Source organism: uncultured Olsenella sp. (assembly GCF_959602185.1).
GTDB lineage: Bacteria > Actinomycetota > Coriobacteriia > Coriobacteriales > Atopobiaceae > Olsenella_I > Olsenella_I phocaeensis.
In genome coordinates this window covers 58,612-80,346 of record NZ_CAUGRZ010000002.1, presented here as the reverse complement: position 1 = coordinate 80,346, position 21,735 = coordinate 58,612, and the positions used below count along the sequence as shown (strand labels likewise).

18 protein-coding genes are annotated in these 21,735 nt (G+C 57.3%); all 18 read left to right on the top strand.

Annotated features, from left to right (window positions below; translation table 11 throughout):
* The first annotated feature begins 26 nt into the window (after positions 1-26).
* The 18 genes from Q5923_RS02185 to Q5923_RS02095 all read left to right on the top strand — a co-directional run bounded on the left by Q5923_RS02185 (position 27) and on the right by Q5923_RS02095 (position 21,705).
* Positions 27-1,550: an amino acid adenylation domain-containing protein gene (locus Q5923_RS02185; RefSeq protein ID WP_303131848.1), complete on the top strand. Its 1,524-nt coding sequence runs from the start codon at positions 27-29 to the stop codon at positions 1,548-1,550.
* Positions 1,547-2,821, top strand: coding sequence for an alanine racemase (locus tag Q5923_RS02180; RefSeq protein ID WP_009279590.1), 1,275 nt, complete (start codon positions 1,547-1,549; stop codon positions 2,819-2,821). Before Q5923_RS02185 ends, Q5923_RS02180 begins: the two co-directional genes overlap by 4 nt.
* An 86-nt stretch (positions 2,822-2,907) precedes the next feature.
* Positions 2,908-3,150: a hypothetical protein gene (locus tag Q5923_RS02175; protein ID WP_009279589.1), complete on the top strand. Its 243-nt coding sequence runs from the start codon at positions 2,908-2,910 to the stop codon at positions 3,148-3,150.
* Positions 3,151-3,366: 216 nt separating this feature from the next.
* Positions 3,367-4,647, top strand: a complete 1,281-nt coding sequence (pepT, locus tag Q5923_RS02170; RefSeq protein WP_303131845.1) for a peptidase T — start codon at positions 3,367-3,369, stop codon at positions 4,645-4,647.
* Between the two features lie 256 nt (positions 4,648-4,903).
* The gene (locus Q5923_RS02165; protein ID WP_009279587.1) at positions 4,904-5,443 is read left to right on the top strand and encodes a hypothetical protein; all 540 of its coding nucleotides are present in this window, start codon (positions 4,904-4,906) and stop codon (positions 5,441-5,443) included.
* A gap of 115 nt (positions 5,444-5,558) precedes the next feature.
* The gene (locus Q5923_RS02160) at positions 5,559-6,815 is read left to right on the top strand and encodes an ATP-binding protein (protein ID WP_303131842.1); all 1,257 of its coding nucleotides are present in this window, start codon (positions 5,559-5,561) and stop codon (positions 6,813-6,815) included.
* A gap of 176 nt (positions 6,816-6,991) precedes the next feature.
* Positions 6,992-7,897 carry a sugar transferase gene (locus tag Q5923_RS02155; protein WP_009279585.1) on the top strand — a complete coding sequence of 302 codons (906 nt, stop codon included), beginning with the start codon at positions 6,992-6,994 and terminating at the stop codon, positions 7,895-7,897.
* A 70-nt stretch (positions 7,898-7,967) separates the two neighbouring features.
* Positions 7,968-9,041 (top strand): alanine--glyoxylate aminotransferase family protein, encoded by a 1,074-nt coding sequence (locus tag Q5923_RS02150; protein WP_198003174.1) that lies wholly within the window; start codon positions 7,968-7,970, stop codon positions 9,039-9,041.
* A 62-nt stretch (positions 9,042-9,103) separates the two neighbouring features.
* The gene (locus Q5923_RS02145; protein ID WP_303131839.1) at positions 9,104-11,887 is read left to right on the top strand and encodes a YfhO family protein; all 2,784 of its coding nucleotides are present in this window, start codon (positions 9,104-9,106) and stop codon (positions 11,885-11,887) included.
* A gap of 12 nt (positions 11,888-11,899) precedes the next feature.
* A complete protein-coding gene (locus Q5923_RS02140; protein ID WP_303131837.1) occupies positions 11,900-12,823 on the top strand; it encodes a glycosyltransferase in 924 nt (307 codons plus the stop codon).
* A gap of 28 nt (positions 12,824-12,851) precedes the next feature.
* Positions 12,852-13,769, top strand: coding sequence for a glycosyltransferase (locus Q5923_RS02135; RefSeq protein ID WP_009279581.1), 918 nt, complete (start codon positions 12,852-12,854; stop codon positions 13,767-13,769).
* Between the two features lie 90 nt (positions 13,770-13,859).
* Positions 13,860-14,990: an acetyl-CoA carboxylase biotin carboxylase subunit family protein gene (locus Q5923_RS02130; protein WP_009279580.1), complete on the top strand. Its 1,131-nt coding sequence runs from the start codon at positions 13,860-13,862 to the stop codon at positions 14,988-14,990.
* 42 nt (positions 14,991-15,032) lie between these two features.
* Positions 15,033-16,211, top strand: coding sequence for an acetyl-CoA carboxylase biotin carboxylase subunit family protein (locus Q5923_RS02125; protein WP_009279579.1), 1,179 nt, complete (start codon positions 15,033-15,035; stop codon positions 16,209-16,211).
* Between the two features lie 48 nt (positions 16,212-16,259).
* Positions 16,260-17,393: a dTDP-4-amino-4,6-dideoxygalactose transaminase gene (gene rffA, locus Q5923_RS02120; RefSeq protein ID WP_009279578.1), complete on the top strand. Its 1,134-nt coding sequence runs from the start codon at positions 16,260-16,262 to the stop codon at positions 17,391-17,393.
* Positions 17,394-17,460: 67 nt separating this feature from the next.
* Entirely contained in the window at positions 17,461-18,657 is a 1,197-nt protein-coding gene (locus tag Q5923_RS02115) for a lipopolysaccharide biosynthesis protein (RefSeq protein WP_303131834.1), read from the top strand.
* A 73-nt stretch (positions 18,658-18,730) separates the two neighbouring features.
* Complete coding sequence (locus tag Q5923_RS02110; protein ID WP_303131833.1) at positions 18,731-19,495, top strand: DUF4422 domain-containing protein; 765 nt, start codon at positions 18,731-18,733, stop codon at positions 19,493-19,495.
* A complete protein-coding gene (locus Q5923_RS02100; protein WP_009279575.1) occupies positions 19,488-20,834 on the top strand; it encodes a Gfo/Idh/MocA family oxidoreductase in 1,347 nt (448 codons plus the stop codon). The genes Q5923_RS02110 and Q5923_RS02100 overlap by 8 nt, the downstream gene beginning before the upstream one ends.
* A 64-nt stretch (positions 20,835-20,898) precedes the next feature.
* Complete coding sequence (locus tag Q5923_RS02095; protein ID WP_009279574.1) at positions 20,899-21,705, top strand: phosphorylcholine transferase LicD; 807 nt, start codon at positions 20,899-20,901, stop codon at positions 21,703-21,705.
* The last annotated feature ends 30 nt before the right edge of the window (positions 21,706-21,735 follow it).

The window sequence follows — 21,735 nt, the reverse complement described above, 5'->3', positions numbered from 1 at the left end:
CGAGACGGCGCGGGAAAGGCAGGAACATGAGAAACGTGCTCGAATGGCTCGAGGGCCAGGCATCGCTCAGGCCTGACAAGCTGGCCGTGGTCGACCCCGACTCCCAGCTGAGCTACGCCGAGCTACTCGACCGCTCCCGTCGGGCGGGGAGCTGGCTCGTCGCACAGGGCATGGCTCCGCGCCAGGCCCTCGCCCTCTACCTCGAGAAGAGCACGGACGCCCTCTGCTGCATGCTGGGCGGCGTGTATGCCGGGGGCTTCTACTCCGTGCTCGACGTGCGTCAGCCCGACGGGCGCATCCAGGCGATCTGCCGGGCCCTGGAACCCGCCCTGGTCCTCACCGACCGCGCCAACGAGGAGGCCGCGCGCCGTGCCCTCGAGGGGACGGGCACGAGGGTCGCCCTCGTCGACGAGGCACTCGCCTTCCCGCGGGCGGACGCCGACGCGCTCGCCTCGGTGCGCGCGTCGGCAATCGACGTCGACCCCCTCTACGTCAACTTCACCAGCGGCAGCACGGGCACGCCCAAGGGCGTCGTGGTGTCCCACCGCTCGGTCATCGACTTCATCCCGACCTTCACCCAGACCTTCGGGATTGACGCGGAGGACGTCCTGGGCAACCAGGCGCCCTTCGACTTCGACGTCTCGGTCAAGGACATCTACTCGAGCCTCTGCCGCGGGGCGACCCTGCGCATCATCCCGCGGCCCTACTTCTCCAACCCCACGACCCTCATGGACTACCTGTCGGACGGCCAGGTGACCACCCTGGTGTGGGCCGTGAGCGCCCTCTGCTTCGTCTCGATCATGCACGGCTTCGACTACCGCGTCCCCCGGACGGTGCGGCGCGTCCTCTTCTCCGGCGAGGTCATGCCCCCCAAGCAGCTGCGCGTCTGGCGGAGCTTCCTTCCCGGCGCCCGCTTCGTGAACCTCTATGGCCCGACCGAGATCACCTGCAACTGCACCTACTTCGAGGTCGAGCGCGACTACCAGGACGACGAGGTCATCCCCATGGGACGCGCCTTCCCCAACGAGCGCGTCTTCCTGCTGGACGAGGACGGGGGAGAGGTCACGTCCCCCGGCGTCGAGGGCGAGGTCTGCGTGGGCGGCACTGCCCTGGGCTTGGGATACCTGGGCGACGGGGAGAAGACCGCCGCCGCCTTCGTCCAGAGCCCCCTCAACCGTCGCTGGCTCGAGCCCGTGTACCGCACGGGCGACCTCGCCCGCTACGACGAGGCCGGCAACCTGGTCTACGCCTCGCGCAAGGACCACCAGATCAAGCACCTGGGACAGCGCATCGAGCTGGGAGACATCGAGGCCACGGCGCAGGCCGTGGAGGGTGTGGAGCGCGCCTGCTGCGTCTATGACGCGCGCCGCAAGCGCATCCGCCTCTTCTACCTGGGCGCCCCCACGGAGGACGAGCTCCTCGACGCGCTGGGAAAGAGGCTGCCCCCCTACATGGTCCCGCGGCAGGTCCGCCGCCTGGACCAGATGCCCCTCACCAAGAACGGCAAGATAGACCGCGCCGAGCTGGCGCAGATGGGAGCGCGCCGATGAGCCGGCAGTACAGCAAGCTCGCCCCCGAGGGGGGCTTCGCCACGGGAGACGAGCTCCTCTCGCTCGCCAGGGACTTCGGCACCCCGAGCTTCGTCTTCGAGCTGGGCCCCTTCCGCCGGCGCCTGCGCGAGGTGGGGGAGGCCTTCGGGCCCGAGGTGGGACTCTGCTACTCCATCAAGGCCAACCCCTTCCTCGCCCGAGCTGCGGCGGAGGAGGGCCTCAAGCTCGAGGTCTGCAGCCCCGGCGAGCTCAGCATCTGCGAGTCCCTGGGCATCGACCCCCAGGCGATCGTGTACTCCGGCGTGTGCAAGCGAGAGGACGACGTGAGGGAGGCGCTCGCGTACGGCGTGGGCGTCTTCACGGCGGAGTCCCGCCTCCAGTTCGAGCTGGTCGAGCGCTGCGCCATGGAGGCGGGGAAGGTCGTCCCGGTGCTGCTCAGGCTCAACGGGGGCAGCCAGTTTGGCATGTCGCTCGAGGACCTGACCTCCATCGTGGACGAGCGCCAGAACTTCCCCGCGGCGGAGCTTGTGGGCATCCACTACTTCGTGGGCACCCAGCGCCGCAAGCTCAAGCACCAGGCACGCGAGCTGCAGAGGCTCGAGGATCTGCTCGACGAACTCGAACGCGGCCACGGCTGGCGCCCCCGACGCCTCGAGTACGGGCCCGGCCTGGCCGTGCCCCTCTTCGAGGGCGAGGACTTCCAGGACACGCTTGCCCCCGCCCGCCAGATCGCCCAGGACCTGCGAAGGGTCGCCGGCAAGGTCGAGCTCACGGTGGAGATGGGGCGCTTCTTCGCCACCGAGTGCGGCAGCTACCTCACGGGCATCGTGGACCTCAAGTCCAACGAGGGCACCCACTACGCCTTCGTGGATGGTGGCATGAACCACGTCACCTACCTGGGGCAGATGATGGGCATGAAGCTGCCCGTGATCCAGGACCTCAGTGCTGCCGGGCGCGGAGGCGCAGTGGTGCCCGGGGGCCCCGCCCCGCTTGGCCCCGCGACGTCCGGCGCGCGCGAGTGGAGCCTCTGCGGCAGCCTCTGCACCACCGCCGACGTGCTCGTGCGCAGCCTCCCTATGGACGACCTGCGCATGGGGGACGTCCTGGCCCTGAGGAACCTCGGTGCCTACTCCGTCACCGAGGGCATCCACCTCTTCCTGAGCCGGACGATGCCGCGCGTCCTACTCGTGGAGGAGGACGGCAGCGTGACACTTGCGCGCGACTGGGTCCAGACGAGCGTCCTCAACACGCCTTCCACATCGCACGCCTAGACTCTTCCCGGCTTCGCGCCGTCCCGCGCGGCAGCCAGGCCCGTGACCATACGCAAACCGCCAGAACGACCCAGATGGGAGACAGCATGGACATCGACCTCGACGCCATGATCGACCTGCTCAACGACGTGAAGGAGGGCGTGGACTACACCAACTGCACCACCCTCATCGACGAGCGCATCCTCGACTCCTTCGACATCCTCTCCATCGTGAGCGCCATCGACGACGAGTTCGACGTCGCCGTGCCCGCAAAGGAGATCGTCCCCGCCAACTTCAATAGCGCCCAGTCCCTGCTGGCCATGGTCCAGCGTCTGGCCGACGAGGACTAGCTCGTCGCTTCGGGCCTTGACGGGCGCTTCCGTGCGCGAAAAACTGCGCACGGAAGCGCCCAATTGTGAAGAAGTCTGGCGTTTGGCCAGGATTGCGGAGGCCTCCACAAAACCAATGCGCAGTTTTTCGGCCGCATCAAAAGTGGCGGCCCAAATTCGCAGCGCAGGGCACACGGGCTCCGCTCCGCGCGGCGACGCCGAGAAGGGGAGAGGAAGATGGCAGACGAAGGGCAGGCGGCGCACGACGCCGAGCTTCCGGACGTGGTCGAGCGCTTCATGCGCTACGTGCAGATAGACTCCGAGTCCGACCCGCTGAACGACGGGGAGGTGCCCTCCACGCCGTTCCAGCACGAGATGGCGCGCTACATGGGGGAGGAGCTGCGCAGCCTGGGCGTCCAGGACGTGGTCGTGGACGGGCACGCCTACGTGACGGGCAGCGTGCCCGCCTCCGTCGGCGCCGAGGGGCTTCCCGCGCTGGGGCTCTGCGCGCACATCGACTCGGTGAGCGACGTGCCTGCCAAGGGGGTCCGTCCCCACGTCGTGCGCTACGAGGGGGGAGACCTGGTCTCCGGCGTGGTGGACGGCAAGCCCGTCGCCACGACCCAGGAGCAGTTCCCCGACCTCAAGGGCCTTGTGGGCGAGGACATCGTCTGCAGCGACGGGCGCACGCTCCTCGCGGCCGACGACAAGGCGGGTGTGGCCGAGATCTGCTCGCTCCTGCACCGCATCCAGCAGGACCCCGACATCCCGCACCCAGCGCTCAAGATAGCCTTCGTCCCCGACGAGGAGATAGGCCATGGCGCGCGGCTGCTCGACCTCGAGAAGTTCGGGGCGAAGTGGTGCTACACCGTGGACGGCGAGGCCCTGGGCGAGTTCAGCTACGAGACCTTCAACGCCATGGAGGCGACGGTGACCGTCCACGGCGTCATGGTGCACCCGGCCGTGGCCAAGGACATCATGGTCAACGCCATCACCGTGGCGAGCGAGTTCCAGCAGATGGTGCCTATCTTCGAGCGCCCCGAGCACACCGAGGGTCGCGAGGGCTTCTACCACCCCATTCGCATCGAGGGCACGGCGAGCGACGTCCGGCTGACCTACATCATCCGCGACCACGACTCCGGGCGCTTCTTCGCGCGTGAGGAGACCCTGCGCAAGATCGCGGCCTTCCTGAACGACCGCTACGGCGCCGACACGGTGAGCGTGGACTCCCGCATCCAGTACCGCAACATGGGCGAGCACCTGACGGGCATGGACTTCCTGGTCACCAACGTGCTCGAGGCGCAGGAGGAGCTGGGCATCCCCACCAAGGTCATCGCCATGCGCGGGGGCACCGACGGGAGCCAGCTCACCCTGCGCGGCCTGCCCTGTCCCAACCTGGCCACGGGTGGCTACAGCGCCCACTCCGTGAGGGAGTTCATCCCCGTGAGGAACATGGTGCTCACGGTCGACCTGCTCCAGCGCCTGGTGGGCAAGTTCGCCGTGCCCCAGCAGGCGTAGGGGGGGAGGGGACGGGGGAGAGGCCCCGCCATCCCGCGTCGAACCCTACCCTGGGCCCTGCCGCCCGCAGGCGAATTCCTACCTCTGGGCTGGGGATTGAGCCGCATACAGAAGAACGCCGCCCGCACGCCAAGCGCCCGTGGGCGGCGTTCGCCTTACCCCCTAAGGTAGTGGCTGAGAGAGTCATGCACGTTGGTGGGAAGTTCGAGGATGGGGGAGGTTCCATGCGCGGCAGGCACGGAGGGGCGATTCGACCATGACCCTGCAGATGCTTGCCGGCCTCACTGCCGCCGTGCCCGTGGTCGCCACCGCCATCGAGCTGGTGGGGAACCCGGGGCTTTCCGAGCGCCACCACAGCCACCACGACACCTACATCGTGTCGGGCCAATTCTCGCGCATGCTGGTCATGGCCATGGTCTTCATGGGTGCCTTGGGCCTCATGTTGGGCTGGCTCTGCGCGCTGGGCGCCTTCAAGGCGGACACGACCGTGGTATTCGCCTTCTTCCTGGCCTTCCTCCTGGTCACCTTCTCCTTCTGGCTTGCGATCAAGCACTACCGCGTGGTCACCTACGTGGACCGCATGCGCATCACGCCTTTCGTGGGCCTCACGCGCACCGTGCGCTATCGCGACATCGCGCGGATCGAGTGGGCGAGGCCCAACGCCCTCGTGGGCTACCAGAGCGTGCGTGTCTTCGAGCGGGGCAAGAGAGGCTCCATCACCATCTGGGGGTCACTCGACGTGGACCAGATCCTGCTGCGCATCAACCGCTTCGACGCTCTGGACTCGGGGCTGTAGCGGCGGTTGCTCCTGGGCCTCTTTTCGGTCGAAGCGCGATGGCAAAATCAACAGCAAAATTTTGCTGTTGATTTTGCTGTTGATTTTCGGCTGCAATCTTGATTTGGAGAGTCTCATGAGGGAAACGAAGACGCTTGAATTCAGAGAGGAGATTTCAAACAGCTTTCTCAAAACTGCGTCCGCCTTTGCGAACTATGAGGGCGGGTCAATCCTGTTTGGCGTGGACGACGCGGCGCGGGTTGTGGGGCTTGGCAACGTACGGGCAGCCTGCCTTGACATCGAAAACAAGGTCAATGATTCTATTTCTTCCCGCCCCGACTATGAGCTTCTGCCCAACACGAAAGACTCCACTGTCGAGCTCGTGGTTCGTCCGGGGAGGTCAAAGCCGTATCTCTATCGCGCCAAGGCATACCGACGTAGCGATAGCTCGACCGTCGAGGTGGATCCCATCGAGTTCAGGAGGCTCGTGCTCGAGGGGAGTAACCTTTCGTACGAGCGGCTGAGCTCAAGAAGCCAGCAGTTTACCTTCGAGACACTCGGCTCGGCGCTGAAATCCACGGTTGGCATCAAGAATTTCGACACGGACACCCTCAGGACGCTCGAGCTCTACTCGGACGAAGATGGCTACAACAATGCCGCTGCCCTGTTGGCAGACAAGAACGATTTGCCCGGCTTTGACATGGCTCAGTTTGGAGAGAGCATCAGCGTAATTCTGCGTCGGGAGACGAGTGCCGGGAAGTCCGTGTTGCTCGAATACGAAGATGCAGTCCGCATGTACAGGGATTGCTACTGCTACGAGCGGATTTCTGGGTTCGAGCGAACTCAGGTCGAGCGCATACCCTCCGAGGCGTTTAGGGAGGCAATCGCGAACGCATTGGTTCATAGGACCTGGGATGTGCCTGCCCACGCGCGCATCGCAATGTATCCCGACCGGGTGGAGGTGTCATCCCCTGGCGGCCTGCCAACGGGCATCTCGGAGGAGGAGTACCTTGCTGGCATGGTTTCGATCAGGCGAAACCCCGTTCTTGCCAACGTGTTCTACCGGTTGGGCCTCATAGAGGCATTTGGAACGGGGGTTCAGCGTATCCGGGACGCATATGCCAGCAGCAAGACAACGCCGCGTTTCTTGGTGATGGAGAACACCATCACCGTGATCCTTCCGGTGACAGTTGCCGACCTTGGGCTCACCGACGATCAACGGCTCGTGTATGGGCTGTTGAGCCCTACCGTTCCTCGGTCTTCGGGAGAGCTGCTGGGTATGGTCGACTTCGGAAGGTCAAAGCTATCGCGCATCCTCAAGGAGCTCATTGAGCTTGGGCAGGTCTTTACGGTTGGGGCCGGCAGGGGGCTCAAATATAAAAGGGGCAATTGAGACCGTGCTTCTTGTGAGTTTGAGTCGCAAGCCCCTGGTTGATGGGTAATTTGCACGCTTGTGTCCAGGAACGGTGGGCTCGGGTTCCCTGTACTAGAATGTCTTAAGCGTTCCTGTATCCACGGATTCGAACTTTAGCTACGCGGGCGACGGCCCGCTTCCAGGAGTTTTTAGCTATGGAAAGACCCAAAGACGATCGACGCGGCCACTCGGGCGGCGCCAAGAGCCACCGCAGACACCTGGCCATGTATGGGGTTGCGGGTGGTCTAGGCGCTGCCATCCTCGCCGTTGGTGCGGTGGGGGAGGCCGTCGCGATGGTGCGCGACGCGCGACTCAAGCCCAAGCAGGAGGCCCTGGCTCCTGTCACGCGCGAGAGGGCCCAAGCGGTCGTTTCCGAGGCCACCTATGGCACGGGCATCGTGATCGAGGAGGAGCAGATTCCCCCCGTTCCCGGCTCGCGCGACACAAAGGCATATCACATTGCCAAGCGGGTCTTCGACGTGGCGTTCTCGAGCGTAGCGGTGGTCGTGGGCTTCGTTCCCACCGCCGCCATCTGCCTTCTTGTGGCGTTGGACAGCAAGGGGAGCCCCATCTACGCCCAGCGGCGTGTGGGGCGCTATGGCATACCTGTGGACATCCTCAAGATCCGCACCATGGTGGCTGATGCGGACGACGTGGAAAAGCACCTCAATCCCGAGCAGCTGCAGCAGTGGCTGTCCGAGCACAAGGTGGATGACGACCCGCGCGTGACCAAGGTCGGCAAGTTCCTGCGCAAGACCTCGTTGGACGAGGTGCCCCAGTTCCTCAACGTCCTCTCTGGCTCCATGAGCGTGGTCGGCCCGCGCCCTGTCGAGCCGGACGAGCTGGTGGCCTACGGTCAGAGCGTGGCGGAGTTCCTCAGCGTCACCCCCGGCATCACGGGCTGGTGGCAGGTCAAGGCAAGAAACGATGCCACCTACGAGGACGGCTCGCGTCAGAGGCTGGAGCTCGAGTACATCCGCGACCGCAGCCTTGGGAGGGACCTCCTCTGCATCCTTGGCACCTTCCATGCCATGTTTGGCTCAACAGGTTCTGGCAGATGACTCTCGTGGTGTAGCTCGCCTTGAGGGAGCTTGTTGACTGTCTGTACGAATTTTCGAAAGAGAGAACATCTTGATTAACTTCGCCGTCGGTCCGGTCCAATCAAACGACGACGTGCGTGAGTTAGGTGCTCACGACGTCCCTTACTTTAGAACGCCAGAATTCTCGAGGTTGATGTTAGAGAACGAGAGCGATTTCCTACACCTAGTGGGTGCGCCAGAAGGATCAAGGGCGGTCTTTGTCAGTGGTTCTGGAACTGCTGCGATGGAGGCCACGATCGCTGGGGCCTTTGATGGCTCTGATCGAGTCCTGGTGGTCGATGGTGGTAGTTTCGGACACAGGTTCGTTGAGCTGTGCGAGCTCCATGGTATTGCTTACGAGGCGATAGCGCTAAAGCGCGGTGACACCCTTGAGGCATCCGACCTCGCTCCCTACGAAGGCTCTGGTTTCTCGGCCCTTCTCGTGAACATACACGAGACGTCAACGGGCATTCTCTACGACAAGGATCTCGTCGGAGATTTTTGTAAAAGAAATGGCCTACTTCTTGTAGTTGATGCGATTAGCTCATTTCTGGCAGATACCTTCGATATGTCTGCAATTGGAGCAGATTTTGTTATCGTTGGCTCGCAAAAAGGGCTTGCATGTCCTCCAGGAGTCTCCATTGTTGCTCTATCTGCACGCGGCTTGGAGAAGGTCGCACAGGTCAAGCCGACTTGCATGTATCTTGACTTGCATTTACTGCTGAGAGATGGCGAGAGGGGGCAAACGCCCTTCACTCCGGCAGTCGGCACGCTCATTCAGGTTCATTCCCGGCTCCATCAGATACGTGAGCGAGGGATAGATACCGAGATAAGTAAGGTTGCAACTTTGGCAGGTGATTTCAGGCGAAGGGCCAAGGGCCTGCCCTTTTCCATGCGACTCAAGTCTCCCTCGAATGCCGTGACCTATGTCGAGACTCTCTCCCCCTGCGCTCTAGAGGTACTTCATACGCTGAAGGACGAATATGGGATCTGGCTCTGCCCTAATGGGGGGGAAGAATCGTCCTCATCATTTAGGGTCGGGCATTTGGGTGAGCTGTCCGTTGCGGACAATACGCTGCTCATTGCAGCGCTATACGATCTTTCGAGGCGTGAAATCCTCTTGTAGGGCTGACTCTGTCTGGAATTAGAGCACGTGTCAGTAGCACAGGCCGGGAGCATTGGAGACTCATGGACGTATGGTATCGGGGGAAGAGGCGTTACTTGCTCCTGTGGTCCCTTATTACAGTGACCTTCCTGGTTCTCTATGGAAAATTCGTCTTCGCCGCGAATATTTACGCCTATACGGACATAGGCGCTGACACGGTGAATGCATATCTGCCGAACATCATCTATGACCTGAGGAAAATTGCCGCTTTTGATTTTAACACCTATGATTTGACTAGGGGATTAGGTGATTTCTCGGGAACTCCTCTTATAAAATATCTGCATCCTCTTAACCTTCCTCTCCTCATATTCGGAGAGAAGAACATCAAGTGGGGCCTTATCGTCAGCACCTACCTGAGATACCTGTGGATGGCAATCTTTGCTGATTTGTATTTTCGGAGGGTGCTAACAGACGGGCTTGCAAGCATCTCCGCAGCCATGCTGTGGTGCTTCAATGGCTTCGCCGTACTCTGGGGACAGCATTACTCGTTCCTTCTCACGATGGCTTCGTTCACCACTGCGCTCTACGGATTCCAGCTCTTCCTTGAGAGAGACCGCCTCGCTCCGCTTGTGGTGCCTGCAGTGGCTTGCCTAGCTTGGGCAAGCTATCCTGTGCTTTATGTTGCCAGCATATTTTTTGCACTCTATGGGGTTATCTACCTGAGAATCCATGAGAAACCTTGGCACGAAGTGCTAAGCAGGGCGCTTCTTTTCATAGGTGTCGTCATCGCCGCTCTCGGAATGGCGTCGGAGTATATCATCCCAAACATTTCAAAGCTTATGGGGAGTACGAGAGCGAGCGTTGTAGGCTCTCAGGTGGTTCCTCCCTATTACTCCATAAAGTACATCGGCTGCTTCATAGGTCGGTTTCTTTCGAGCGATTTGCTGGGCATAGGTGGGAAGTATTCCGGCGCGGGCAACTATTATGAGATTGCGATATTGAGCGTAAGCGTCCTGTCGATTTTTTCGTTCGTCGAATTGACTCGCAGCAGGTATAAGAAGCGATTCCTTCTGATTTTCGCGCTGTGCCTCATTGCGCTGGGCTGCCCGGTAGTTTCCCAGATGCTTTCTTTCAGGGCCTTGACGCAACGGTGGACGTTCATACTGTGCTTTTTGCAGGTGCTCATGATTGGTGAGGCAATTTGCTTGATTCGGGAGGAGGTCGCAGGTCAGAATTCGCCTGCGCGCCTTTTGACGACGGTCAAGTATTCTGCGGTACTGTTCCTGATGCTTGTCTGCATCACATACGTCATTGGCAAGGTTTCGGGGTATCGCGTCAGCAGGAATACCTTGACCAAGTTGGTCATCGTCTTTACCTCCTATGCTGCGTTCCTCATGCTCTATGCGAGGATTCTGAATCGCAGGGCAACTGAGGAGGAGCATGCCTACAAACGACTGCTTCCGCTTGTGCAGCCATTGTTTCTTGTCCTGCTCATCTTCGATGTCTGTGCTAGTAACTACTTCACCATCAATCTGAGGAGCTATGTTTCCATCGACGCATGGAATAACGACCTGTACTCCGACGGCACGTCCTTGGTTGCGCTGTCTTTGCGCCAAAAAGATGGTGGCACATATAGAGTGAACAAGACGTACGATTCGCAGAGCTTCAACGATCAGCTCGTACAAGATTACCCTGGCGTTGGGTCATATAGTTCTACGAATTCCGCCGAACTAGTTGGGGCATATTCCAATTTTGGTACCGTGCGGAACAATACGTCAACCACTACTGGAAGTAATTGGATACGCTTTCCGCATCGTAGCATCCTCAGCGATCGTTTTCTGGGCGTGAAGTATGTGATCACGCAGGATGACGACAACATGGACCCACGCTTCTATGACCTGGTAGGAATGCGGGGGGACAAGATGCTCTACCGTTGTTCCAACTTCCAAGGCTTCGGATATCTGGCAACGCATGCAGTGACAAAAGACCAGCTATCTCGGATGTCCCCGAATGAGAGGAAGCTTGCCCTGACGTCCGGTTATTACTTGACGGACGGCGATTCTGACTCCCTTGGCGCTACAGGGCCCTCTATGGACACGGTGTCTGACTCGATACGCAAACTGAATTTGCTCGACCGCACCGTCGACAATAGGGGGAACATCTATAAGGTTGATGGTGTCGTTCCGCTCAAGGGCGGGAAGCATTCTCCACTTTGCTTTGATTTGGGCGAAGATCCAGGGGCAGAGTTCGGGAGGATGACCATCTTTCTCAATAGCCGGAAGGCGTCTGCGCTACGAGTGTACGCAACTGACGACTTGGGGAATCCTGATGCTGCAAGGTCGACGAGTTTCTCCATTCACGATGGCGTGGGAGAATATGCCATCGATCTAACTGATCTAGGCCCGAGTCGATACATCGTCCTCTCTGCTTCCGATGGCGTCGAAGCCGACGTATATAGCATTGACCTGGAGAGCATCTCTGCCGAGACGGTTGAATCCGTCTTTGCGAGGCAGGGGAGCCTGGGGGATATTGAAATCACGCAGCATGGAGCTGTTTTTCAGGGAACCGTCTCGAACGACTCGGAAGGCGACGCCATGCTCTGCCTGCCTTTACTCTATGGTAGTAAATGGCAGTTGAAGCTTGATGGGCTTACGACACCCGTTGTTGATGTCGACGGCGGCATGGTCGGCATCAGACTTAGCCCCGGCATGCATAACCTATCGCTCGAGTATGTTGATAGGGAGCAGCAACTTGGCGTGGTTATTTCGGCTGTAACTACGCTCGCCTATGCGATTTGTATTTTAGCGAGAGGCCGTCTGCGGATGAGAGGGGGACGTGCAGAAGAGAATTCGCTTCCTTCTGCATAATCCAAGGTGAAGATGATCAGTTTTGTGATTCCCTGCTACAACAGCGAGAAGACGATTCTCGCTGTCATCGATGAAATTTCTTCTGTCATGCGCATGCGAGAAGGGGCCTACGATTACGAGGTCGTGGCGGTTAATGACTGTTCACCCGACAAGGTCCTTGAGGTCTTACGAGACAGAGCGGCCCGAGACCCTCATCTGCGCGTTGCGAGCCTCGCTGGAAATGTTGGGAAACATGCGGCAGTTCTGGCGGGATACTCTTTGGCTGCCGGAGACTACGTCGTGAGCGTGGATGATGACGGCCAGTGTCCAATCGAGTACCTCTGGGAACTCATTGCGCCTCTCGAACGTGGCCATGATATGGCGATGGCAGATTATGGCGTTAAGCAACAGACCCCATTGAAGCGCTTCGGCAGTGCGATGAACCATCAGATGTCACACCTGCTGCTTGGAAAGCCGAAGAATGTCGTGTTTTCGAATTTCATTGCACGCACCAAGGTGGTCTGCAAGTCGATGGCGACGTATAAGAATGCGTTCCCATATCTGGAAGGCCTTTCTCTAAGGATAACGACGGATATCGTGATGGTTCCCATGGAGGAGCGGCCGCGCCGTGTGGGGCAGTCGAACTTCACTTTTTCCAAATCGCTTGCTCTTTGGGTGAATGGCTTCACGGCGTTTTCTGCGAAGCCCCTTCGGGTCGGCGCCTTACTGGGAGGGGTGCTCTCGCTTCTCGCCGTCGCCATGGGATTGTTTTCGATAGTCTGCAAGCTAATAAATCCAGGCGTTTCCAGCGGCTACCGTTCCCTCACCATCGTGATATTGCTCTGTGCGGGTTTGATAATGCTGCAGCTCGGTTTGCTGGGTGAATATATAGGAAGAATATTTATCTCAGTGAACCAATATCCTCAGTATGTAATAAAAGAAAAAATAAATTTCTGATATTTGTCATACTTTGTGGGAGGCAACGATGGAGAAGGTATTCGTCCTACTCTCAACCTACAACGGAGAAAAATTCCTTTCTCGCCAACTCGATAGCATACTAGGGCAGTCGGGGGTGGACGTCCGCTTGATGGTGAGGGATGACGGATCAACGGACAATACCGTCGCCTTGCTCAAACGGTACGCTCGTGAAAACAGCAACATGAGCGTTTTCCTTGGAGAGAATGTGGGGTATATCAAATCTTTTATGTGGCTTGTGAACAATTGCCCTTGCGTCTCGAAGGCATATTACGCATTCTCTGATCAAGATGACTTCTGGCTGCCCGAGAAGCTTCTGTCTGCAGTTGAGATGCTTCAGCAGACCGACTCCTCGTTGCCTGCATGCTACTACTCGGATCTTGACGTCGTCGATGCGGAAGAGAACTTCATCAGGAAGGCGAACGCTTGGGAGGGAAAGATAGACAAGTACATGCTCTCTGTCTTCATTGGGATACGCGGATGCACGATGGTCTACAACGATGCACTACAAAGGTTGTTGGCGCCCATTCAGGTCGGGGAGATTTCAGGGCATGACACCTACGTCGCCCTTGTCGCTTTTTGGCTTGGGACCGTCGTGTATGACAATAGGTCCTACATTCTATACCGCCAGACAGGGTCGAACCTCTCCATTACGTCGACCAATCCGCTTGATCACCTTCTAAAGAATTTTGACTACCTCTCCCGCCGCCTTGGCCCCCGGAGCAACATTCATGAGAAGAACGCGCGCGAGGTTCTGCGCAATTATGAGGCCGTCTACCCTGACAAGCTCGCTGAGCTAAGGGCAGTCGCCCTGTACCGTGAGAGTCTCGGCAAGAGATTTCACCTAATCTTTGACTCAAAGTTCAAATCTTTCTCGCCTATCATTAGGTTATTCAACGATGTTCTCATATTGCTCGGAAAGCTCTGATTTTTTGACGGCACTTCTAAGGGAGATACATAGGGGGTTGTGATGTCCGTTCGGCGCAGAATAATGGTTGTCGGTGCTGGTAGAGGACAAATGGGTCTGTATGCCGCCGCGCATCGGATGGGACTTGTTACCATAGCCGCTGGGCTCGATGGTGATTATCCTGGACTGGCGGTTGCTGACGAAAAATGCTTCGTTAACATAACGCGCCCTGCGGAAGTGGTTGCTGCAGCCAAGAGCCTTAACATCGATGCTGTAGTGACAAGCTGCATGGACACAGGGGTCGAGGCGCTTGGGGCGGTGAATGACGCACTTGGGTTCAGAGGGATTTCGCAGGAGGTGGCTCGCTCCTCATTCGACAAGGTGCTCCAGAAGCGTGCCCTTTTGGATGCCGGGGTCCCTGTGGCTGACTGCGTGATTTCCAAGGGAGAGCCTCGCGATCTTGATGAGGCAGAAGTCAGGCTTGGCTATCCATTGGTGCTCAAGAAGCGTCACTCACAAAGCAGCAACGGCGTCTTTGTTGTGAATGACAGGCTTCAGGCCGAATCCGTCCTCGAGCGAGAGTTCCGTGACGAGGACGAGTTCCTCATAGAGGAATATCTTCAGGGAGACGAGTTTGGCGCCCAGGCATGCGTGGTCGATGGTGACATCCGTTTCGTGATGTTGCATGGGGACCTTCTGTTCCAGTCGCATGCCCCCATTCCTGTTGGACACTTCTGCCCGGTGAACCTAACCGAAGACCGTGCCGAAATCGCCCGAGATGCTGCAATCAAGGCAATACGGGCTAGTGACTTCGATAACTGCGCAGTCAACATGGACTTTAAAATGAGCGGCAATGAGGTCCGCGTCATGGAACTCACGGGCAGGGCCGGTGCCAACGGCCTGCCAGAGCTCGTAGGCATGAACTATGGCATCGACTATTACGAGTCCATCATTAGGGTTGCCCTTGGACTTCCCGTCACGTTCTCCGACTCGGATGCCCCAAACGCCACGCTTGCAAAGATGATTCTCCCCGACAGGGACGGTACGTTGAGCGCCGTCAGCCTCAAGCCAATCGACCCGCAGGTCTTTGAGGTCCAGGCATTTCGCAGCGCCGGCTCACACGTCAACAGATACGAGAGCGCCAATGACTGCATAGGACAGGTGTCTGTCATGGGAGAGAGCGTCGAGTTTTGCGAGGCGCTCGCCGATCGACAGGCAGCGTCCTCATTCCTCATACAGTAAGTTTCTGCAGTCATCTTTTGCCAGAAGCTATAGGAGAGTCGTATGCAGAGGGATTCGGACGCCAGCTTATATAGTGGTAAGAAACTGGCAATTATAGGAGCTTCCTATCTTCAGCTCCCGCTCATCAGGCGTGCTAGGGAACTTGGCTTAGAGACGCATGTTTTTGCTTGGCAAGTGGGGGACGTGGGCGAGTCTGAGGCGGACTTCTTTTATCCGATCAGCATTACGGAATACGAGAAAATTGAAGCGGTCTGTCGAGCAATTGGGATAGATGGCATTTGTAGCATTGCGTCAGACCTTGCCGCCATCACCGTTAACTACGTTGCGGGTTGCCTGGGGCTCATTGGCAATACCTGGTCTGACACGAAAAAGATGACCAACAAGTTTGCCATGCGGCGTGCTTTTGCCGCCGGGGGCGACCCGTCTCCCAAGAGCTATCTGGTAGATGAGGGCGCGGATATTGATTCGTTTGACCTCGCTCTGCCCGCTATCGTCAAGCCGACCGATCGTTCAGGGAGCAGGGGCGTTACATACATAAGCTCGCGCTCGGAGATAGGACCCGCCATCCAAGATGCCCTTTCCCAAAGCTTCGAGCGAAAGGCCGTTCTCGAGGAGTATGTGATTGGCACCGAATACAGCGCGGAATGCATTTGCTTCGCTGGCCGCCGACAGGTGCTGGCAGTGACGAGAAAGTTTACGACAGGGATACCCAATTTTATCGAAACGGCACATCTTGAACCAAGCTGCCTCCTGCCACAGAATGAGGCCCTGCTGCGTAAGACGGTGTTGCACGCCCTTGCGACGCTTGGCATTGACAATGGGGCGGCCCATGCTGAAGTAATTATGGACGCGAACAACTGTCCCCATATCGTGGAGATAGGGGGGCGTATGGGTGGGGATTGTATCGGGAGCCACCTTGTTCAGCTGACCACGGGCATTGACTACGTACGAGCGGTCATAGACGTTTCTTTGGGGATTGACCCGGCGGTCGACTCTACTTGTACGGGTAATGCGGCCGCTGTCCGCTTCTTCTTTGGCGAGGATGATCTTCGTGCCTTTTATGAAGTGCAGAATGACGAGAGAGTCGATATAGTCGAGTTCGAACTTCCAAGTGACAGTCTGTTTTCCAAGGCATCTGTCCATGACAGCTCGGAGCGTGCAGGCTATTTCGTGATGACGGCTGCCAGGCCGGAAGATCTCGAAGCTTACCTGCCTTGCTAGACTTTCGGTTCCCTTTACCCTCTATGATCATGGAATGGAGGAACGTGAGTGATTGACTTTAATGTTCCGCCCTATCTTGGCACGGAACTCTCGTACGTGAGAGAGGCTGCGGAGCTCAATCATAAGATTTGTGGAGACGGCCCATTTACGAAACTCTGCAACGAGTGGATTGAGGAACGTTTTAGGGCACAGAAGGCCCTGCTGACGACGAGTGGAACGAGCGCTCTCGAGATGGCAGCAATCCTGTGCGACTTGCATGCTGGAGACGAGGTAATCCTGCCTAGCTTCACCTTCTCGTCTACCGCCACTGCCTTTCAGATGGTTGGGGCACATCTAGTCTTTGTTGACATACGACCCGACACGATGAACATTGACGAGAAGCTCATCGAGGATGCGATTACTGACAGGACTCGCGCTATCGTTGTGGTGCATTATGCGGGTGTGTCCTGTGATATGGACGAGATACTGCGCATTGCTCACAAGCATGGCTTGCTCGTTGTCGAAGATGCCGCACAGGGCGTCATGAGCAGCTACAAAGGAAGGGCATTGGGCACGATTGGCGACTTCGGGTGCTTTTCGTTCCACGAAACGAAGAACTATTCGATGGGGGAGGGCGGTGCCCTTCTCATCAAAGATGCCAAGTATAACGATTTGGCTGAAATAATTAGAGAAAAGGGAACCAACAGACAGCGCTTCTTTAGGGGTCAGGTCGACAAATATACGTGGGTTGACCGAGGGAGCAGCTACCTTTCTAGCGACATGAACGCGGCATACCTCTGGGCTCAGCTCGAGCGTGCAGACGACATCAACGAGAATCGCCTGGCGACCTGGAATCACTACTGGAACGGCCTATCCGGACTGGCAGATGAGGGGATAATTGAGCTTGCTAGCATCCCCCAGGATTGTGTGCATAACGCGCATATGTTCTATATCAAGTGTGCAGACCTATCGGAGAGGAGCAGGTTTCTCGAGACCGCGCGAGAGCGTTCTATAGGCTGCGTCTTTCATTACATACCACTTCATTCCTCACCCGCAGGCCGTCGCTTCGGGGAGTTCCGTGGGCTTGATCGATATACGACTGCGGAAAGCGAGCGTCTCGTGAGACTCCCCATGTACTACTCGCTCAGCGAATCGGATTGCCAGAGCGTGATTGACTTCGTGAACGAATTCTATGGATGCTAGACCGAGGGAGGACCGCCAGGGGACGAGTCGATCGACGTACCTTTGGAATACCGCAAGCAGCATGCTCATGGCCTTTCAGTCCGTCATCATGCTGGTGGTGGTCACCCATGTTTGCGATGTCAGCACGGCTGGTGTGTTGACCCTTGCATATGCCCATGCCAACCTCTTTCTCAACTTGGGCAAGTATGGCGTAAGGAACTACCAGGTCTCGGACGTGGAGAGGCGTCACAGCTTTATCGCATACGCGAAGCTGAGGGTGCTGACGAGCACCCTGATGTTGGTCTTCGGCTCGGCGTTTCTACTTTCTCCTTTTGGCGATACGGGATACTCTGCTTCGAAGTCGGCAACCATCTTTGTGATGCTCCTGTTCAAGTGCATTGATGCGTTGGAGGATGCCGTCCATGGAAACTACCAGCAAAACGGGCACCTTGATGTTGGCGCCAAGGTTCTCTGTTTCCGGTTGTCTACCACGATCGCCATTTTTGCGCTGCTCGTCTGCCTGACACGTGATCTCCTCCTGAGCCTCAGCATCGCGACGGCGTACACCGCGCTGTACTTTCTTGCCGAGACGGCTTGGGTGTGGAGACGGTATGGGCTTCCATCATTCGATGCGGGTGGCAGCTCGAAAGCCCTGCCTCTCCTCAAAGCCTGCTTTCCCCTTTTTCTCTCGCTCTTTCTTCTGTTTTATATAGGAAATATTCCAAAATATACCATCGACACTCTTATGGACGACGCAGCGCAGGCGATCTATGGCTTCATTGCCATGCCCGTCTTTGTGGTCGGCCTGTTGTCTAACTTCATTTTCAATCCAATTGTCGCATCCCTTGCCCTCCAATGGTCCAAGGGTAAAGTGGACGCGTTCTCAAAAAGATTTTTGTGGCAGTCCATAGTCATCCTTCTTATCACAGTCGGCTGCATCGTGGGTGCATGGACGATAGGCGCCCCCGTTCTCGGGGCTCTGTATAATACAAATCTGTATCCGTACAGGATTGATTTGATTGTGCTCCTTATGGGCGGTGGTCTGCTCGCTCTGGCAACACTCTTCACTACGGGCATCACCATCATGCGAAACCAAAGGATGTTGACCTTCGGATATCTCCTGGTCTCCCTTATCGCTCGCATTCTCTGCCCGGTGATGGTAAGGGCTGAAGGAATCGATGGCGCGTCATGGTCATACCTTTGGGTTATGCTGTGTCTGACACTCTGGTGTCTCGGCGGCTTTCTGATGGGTCTCCGCTCGAATAAGGGAAGCACAAGCGACTGACCGCCTGAAATGCATCAGGGAGGAATGTGGTGCCCCTGCGCGGATTGCGAGAAGGCATATGAGAGACCTGTGCGTGTCAGTTGCAGCGCATAAACGCTATTGGATGCCCAAGGATGAGGCCTATCTTCCCGTTTGGGCCGGCAGTGCCCTCAAGGCTCCAGCCGATTTGCCCCAGGGGTGGCGTCGGGATGATGAGGGGGAGGGAATAAGCGAAAAGAACAGAGGCTACTGCGAACTGACAGTAATGTACTGGATGTGGAAGAACGTGACCGCGAAGCATCTCGGGCTTGTTCATTATCGCAGGCATTTTTCTCGTTCCCCCTTGGGAGGGAAGACTTCGCGGATTGCCTCTAGCGACGATTTTCTATATAGGCTCGAACGCCATCCCGTCATCCTCCCGAAGGAACGAAACTATCTCATCGAGACGAGTTACAGCCAGTACGTGCACGCACATCACTCGGTGGACCTAGACTGCACGAGGGAAATCATCAAGGGCAAGTATCCGGCCATGCTAAGTTCCTATGACGAGTGCATGTCTCTGACGCACGGCCATCGCTTCAACATGCTCGTCATGCGAAATGACTTGTTCGACGAGTATTGCTCATGGCTGTTTGGCATTCTTTCAGAACTCGAGGACGAGCTCGACACCTCTGGATACAGCACAAACGATCAGAGAGTATTCGGGTTTGTCGCGGAGAGGTTATTGGATCCCTGGATTCTTGCGCATGGCGTGGATTATTCCGAGATGGGTGTCATCAACATGGAGAGTCAGCATTGGATAAAGAAGGGAACGAGCTTTCTCAAGCGAAAAGTGGCGAGTGGGACTATCCGTGACTAAAGTCATAACATACGGTACCTTTGACTTGCTGCATCATGGCCACGTGAGGTTATTGGAACGTGCCCGCTCTCTGGGTGACTACCTTGTGGTTGCCGTTACGACGGATGACTTTGATGTCGCACGGGGAAAGATCAATGTCCAGCAGTCATTGGCTGAACGCATGGAGTCCGTGCGTGAGACGGGCCTGGCCGACGAGATAATCGTCGAGGAATATGAGGGCCAGAAGATTGATGACATCCAGCGGCTGTGCATTGATGTGTTCGCCGTCGGTTCAGATTGGGTTGGGCAGTTTGACTACCTGAAGGAGTACTGCGATGTGGTCTACCTGGACCGCACGGAAGGGATTTCGAGCACTCAGATACGCTCCGAAAAAAAGAGGATGCGCTTGGGCCTCGTGGGCGACGTTTCCTTTCTTACCAAGTACCTGTCCGAAAGTGAGTATGTGAACGGACTCGACGTGAGTGGAATCTGCGCTCGTCATCCCGAACGCCTTCAGGGCCCACTTCGTGATTTAGGGGTTGTCACTGGCTCTCTTGACGAGTTGCTTGCCTCTGTCGATGCGATTTACATCGCCTCTACTCCTTCGGAGCACTTTGAGCAGATAAAACAAGCCCTGGAGCGTGGTATCCATGTGCTTTGCGAATCGCCCATCGCCCTTGACCTAAACGATTTCGAAGAGCTTGAGGCGATTGCGCATAAGGCGGACGTTCGTCTTGTCGAGGCGATTCGTCCCGCCTACAGCACTGCATTCAAGAGGCTGTGTCTTCTTGTGAAGAGTGGAGTGATAGGTAAGGTGACGTCGGTCGATGCCACGTGCACGAGCCTGATCGAGGGAATAGGGTCATCTCCTGAGATTCCTGCTGGCGTCTGGGGCAGCATGGGAGAGTGGGGCCCGATTGCCATGCTGCCGGTTTTTCAGATGCTCGGAACGGATTTCTCTGATTTGCACATGGTCTCCCGTCGTTTCGAAACGAGTAGGAAGCTCGACGCCTTTACCAAGGCTGATTTTGTGTTTCCTGATGCGGTCGCGTCAATTATCGTGGGGAAGGGCGTGAAGTCGGAGGGAGACCTCGTTGTTTCGGGAACGCGCGGGTATGCCTATGTCCCTGCTCCTTGGTGGAGAACAGACTACTTTGAGCTCAGATTCGAGAACCCTGCGAACAACAGACGTTATTTCTACCAGCTTGACGGTGCTGGAATTCGTAATCAGCTTGCGTCGTTTGTGCGAATGGCCGAGAGTGGTACGAGGACACGCTATATCGATCCAGAGACCTCGCGTGCCATCGTGAGAGTCATGTCTGACTTCGTTGACGGGAGGAACGTGACGCAAATCGCCTAGCGTTGCACCTACATCTATGAATCAAACTCAGATGGACATGGTCGCTACTGGTGACCTTCGTCGCATGCAGCTCGAGGAACTCGACATCCTCAAAGAGTTCGTCGCCCTTTGCAAGAAGCACGACCTCAGGTACTTTTTGTTGGGAGGGACGCTTCTCGGGGCCGTTCGACACCATGGCTTCATCCCTTGGGATGACGACGTTGACATTGCGATGCCGCGGGGGGATTACGAGCGCTTCATCACGCTTCCAGATGATGAGTTCCGTGAACCTTTTGCACTATGCACCTTTGAAGACGACGACACATACCGGTACCCATGGGCTCGCATGGTCAGCCATAACATGCGAGAGATAAATCGCATGGCGAACATACCGCGCATCGAGTACGCATGGATTGATCTCATTCCCCTTGATGGCATTCCTGATTCCGCAGCCTTACGAACGCTGCATAAAATACGTCTGAGCTTCTGGTGGAATCTCAACCAGATAGTCCAGTTCGACGAGCTGGTGGACCAACGTCGCAGACGAAGTCCTCTGGGGGCACTATCTGTCAAGCTTGCCTCTTGTTTCAAGTGGCTTGGACGCATCATTCCCTATAAGAGCTGCCTGAGGTCGCTTAACAGGGTGCTCATGTCCTGCCCTTATGATTCAGATACCCATGATGTCCTGAATTTCCTTGCGGCCTTTGGGTTTGACGAGATCTTTCCCCGTAGTTCTTTCGCGACGGGTACCACCTATTCGTTCGAAGGCGAGCGACTCGTCGGACCATGCGATTACAAGACGGTGTGTAAGACGATTTACGGTCCAAAGTACATGGAGTTTCCTCCTGAGAGCGATAGGAACAAGCACAGTGCGGAAATTATCAATGACTAGCGCGGACGTTACCGTGATGCCACGGCAGCG

Bases quoted from the DNA above. Each gene is read 5' to 3' on its own strand.
- Q5923_RS02185 (WP_303131848.1), top strand. From the start codon at position 27: ATGAGAAACGTGCTCGAATGGCTCGAGGGCCAGGCATCGCTCAGGCCT.
- Q5923_RS02180 (WP_009279590.1), top strand. From the start codon at position 1,547: ATGAGCCGGCAGTACAGCAAGCTCGCCCCCGAGGGGGGCTTCGCCACG.
- Q5923_RS02175 (WP_009279589.1), top strand. From the start codon at position 2,908: ATGGACATCGACCTCGACGCCATGATCGACCTGCTCAACGACGTGAAG.
- pepT (WP_303131845.1), top strand. From the start codon at position 3,367: ATGGCAGACGAAGGGCAGGCGGCGCACGACGCCGAGCTTCCGGACGTG.
- Q5923_RS02165 (WP_009279587.1), top strand. From the start codon at position 4,904: ATGACCCTGCAGATGCTTGCCGGCCTCACTGCCGCCGTGCCCGTGGTC.
- Q5923_RS02160 (WP_303131842.1), top strand. From the start codon at position 5,559: ATGAGGGAAACGAAGACGCTTGAATTCAGAGAGGAGATTTCAAACAGC.
- Q5923_RS02155 (WP_009279585.1), top strand. From the start codon at position 6,992: ATGGAAAGACCCAAAGACGATCGACGCGGCCACTCGGGCGGCGCCAAG.
- Q5923_RS02145 (WP_303131839.1), top strand. From the start codon at position 9,104: ATGGACGTATGGTATCGGGGGAAGAGGCGTTACTTGCTCCTGTGGTCC.
- Q5923_RS02140 (WP_303131837.1), top strand. From the start codon at position 11,900: ATGATCAGTTTTGTGATTCCCTGCTACAACAGCGAGAAGACGATTCTC.
- Q5923_RS02135 (WP_009279581.1), top strand. From the start codon at position 12,852: ATGGAGAAGGTATTCGTCCTACTCTCAACCTACAACGGAGAAAAATTC.
- Q5923_RS02130 (WP_009279580.1), top strand. From the start codon at position 13,860: ATGGGTCTGTATGCCGCCGCGCATCGGATGGGACTTGTTACCATAGCC.
- Q5923_RS02125 (WP_009279579.1), top strand. From the start codon at position 15,033: ATGCAGAGGGATTCGGACGCCAGCTTATATAGTGGTAAGAAACTGGCA.
- Q5923_RS02115 (WP_303131834.1), top strand. From the start codon at position 17,461: ATGGCCTTTCAGTCCGTCATCATGCTGGTGGTGGTCACCCATGTTTGC.
- Q5923_RS02095 (WP_009279574.1), top strand. From the start codon at position 20,899: ATGCAGCTCGAGGAACTCGACATCCTCAAAGAGTTCGTCGCCCTTTGC.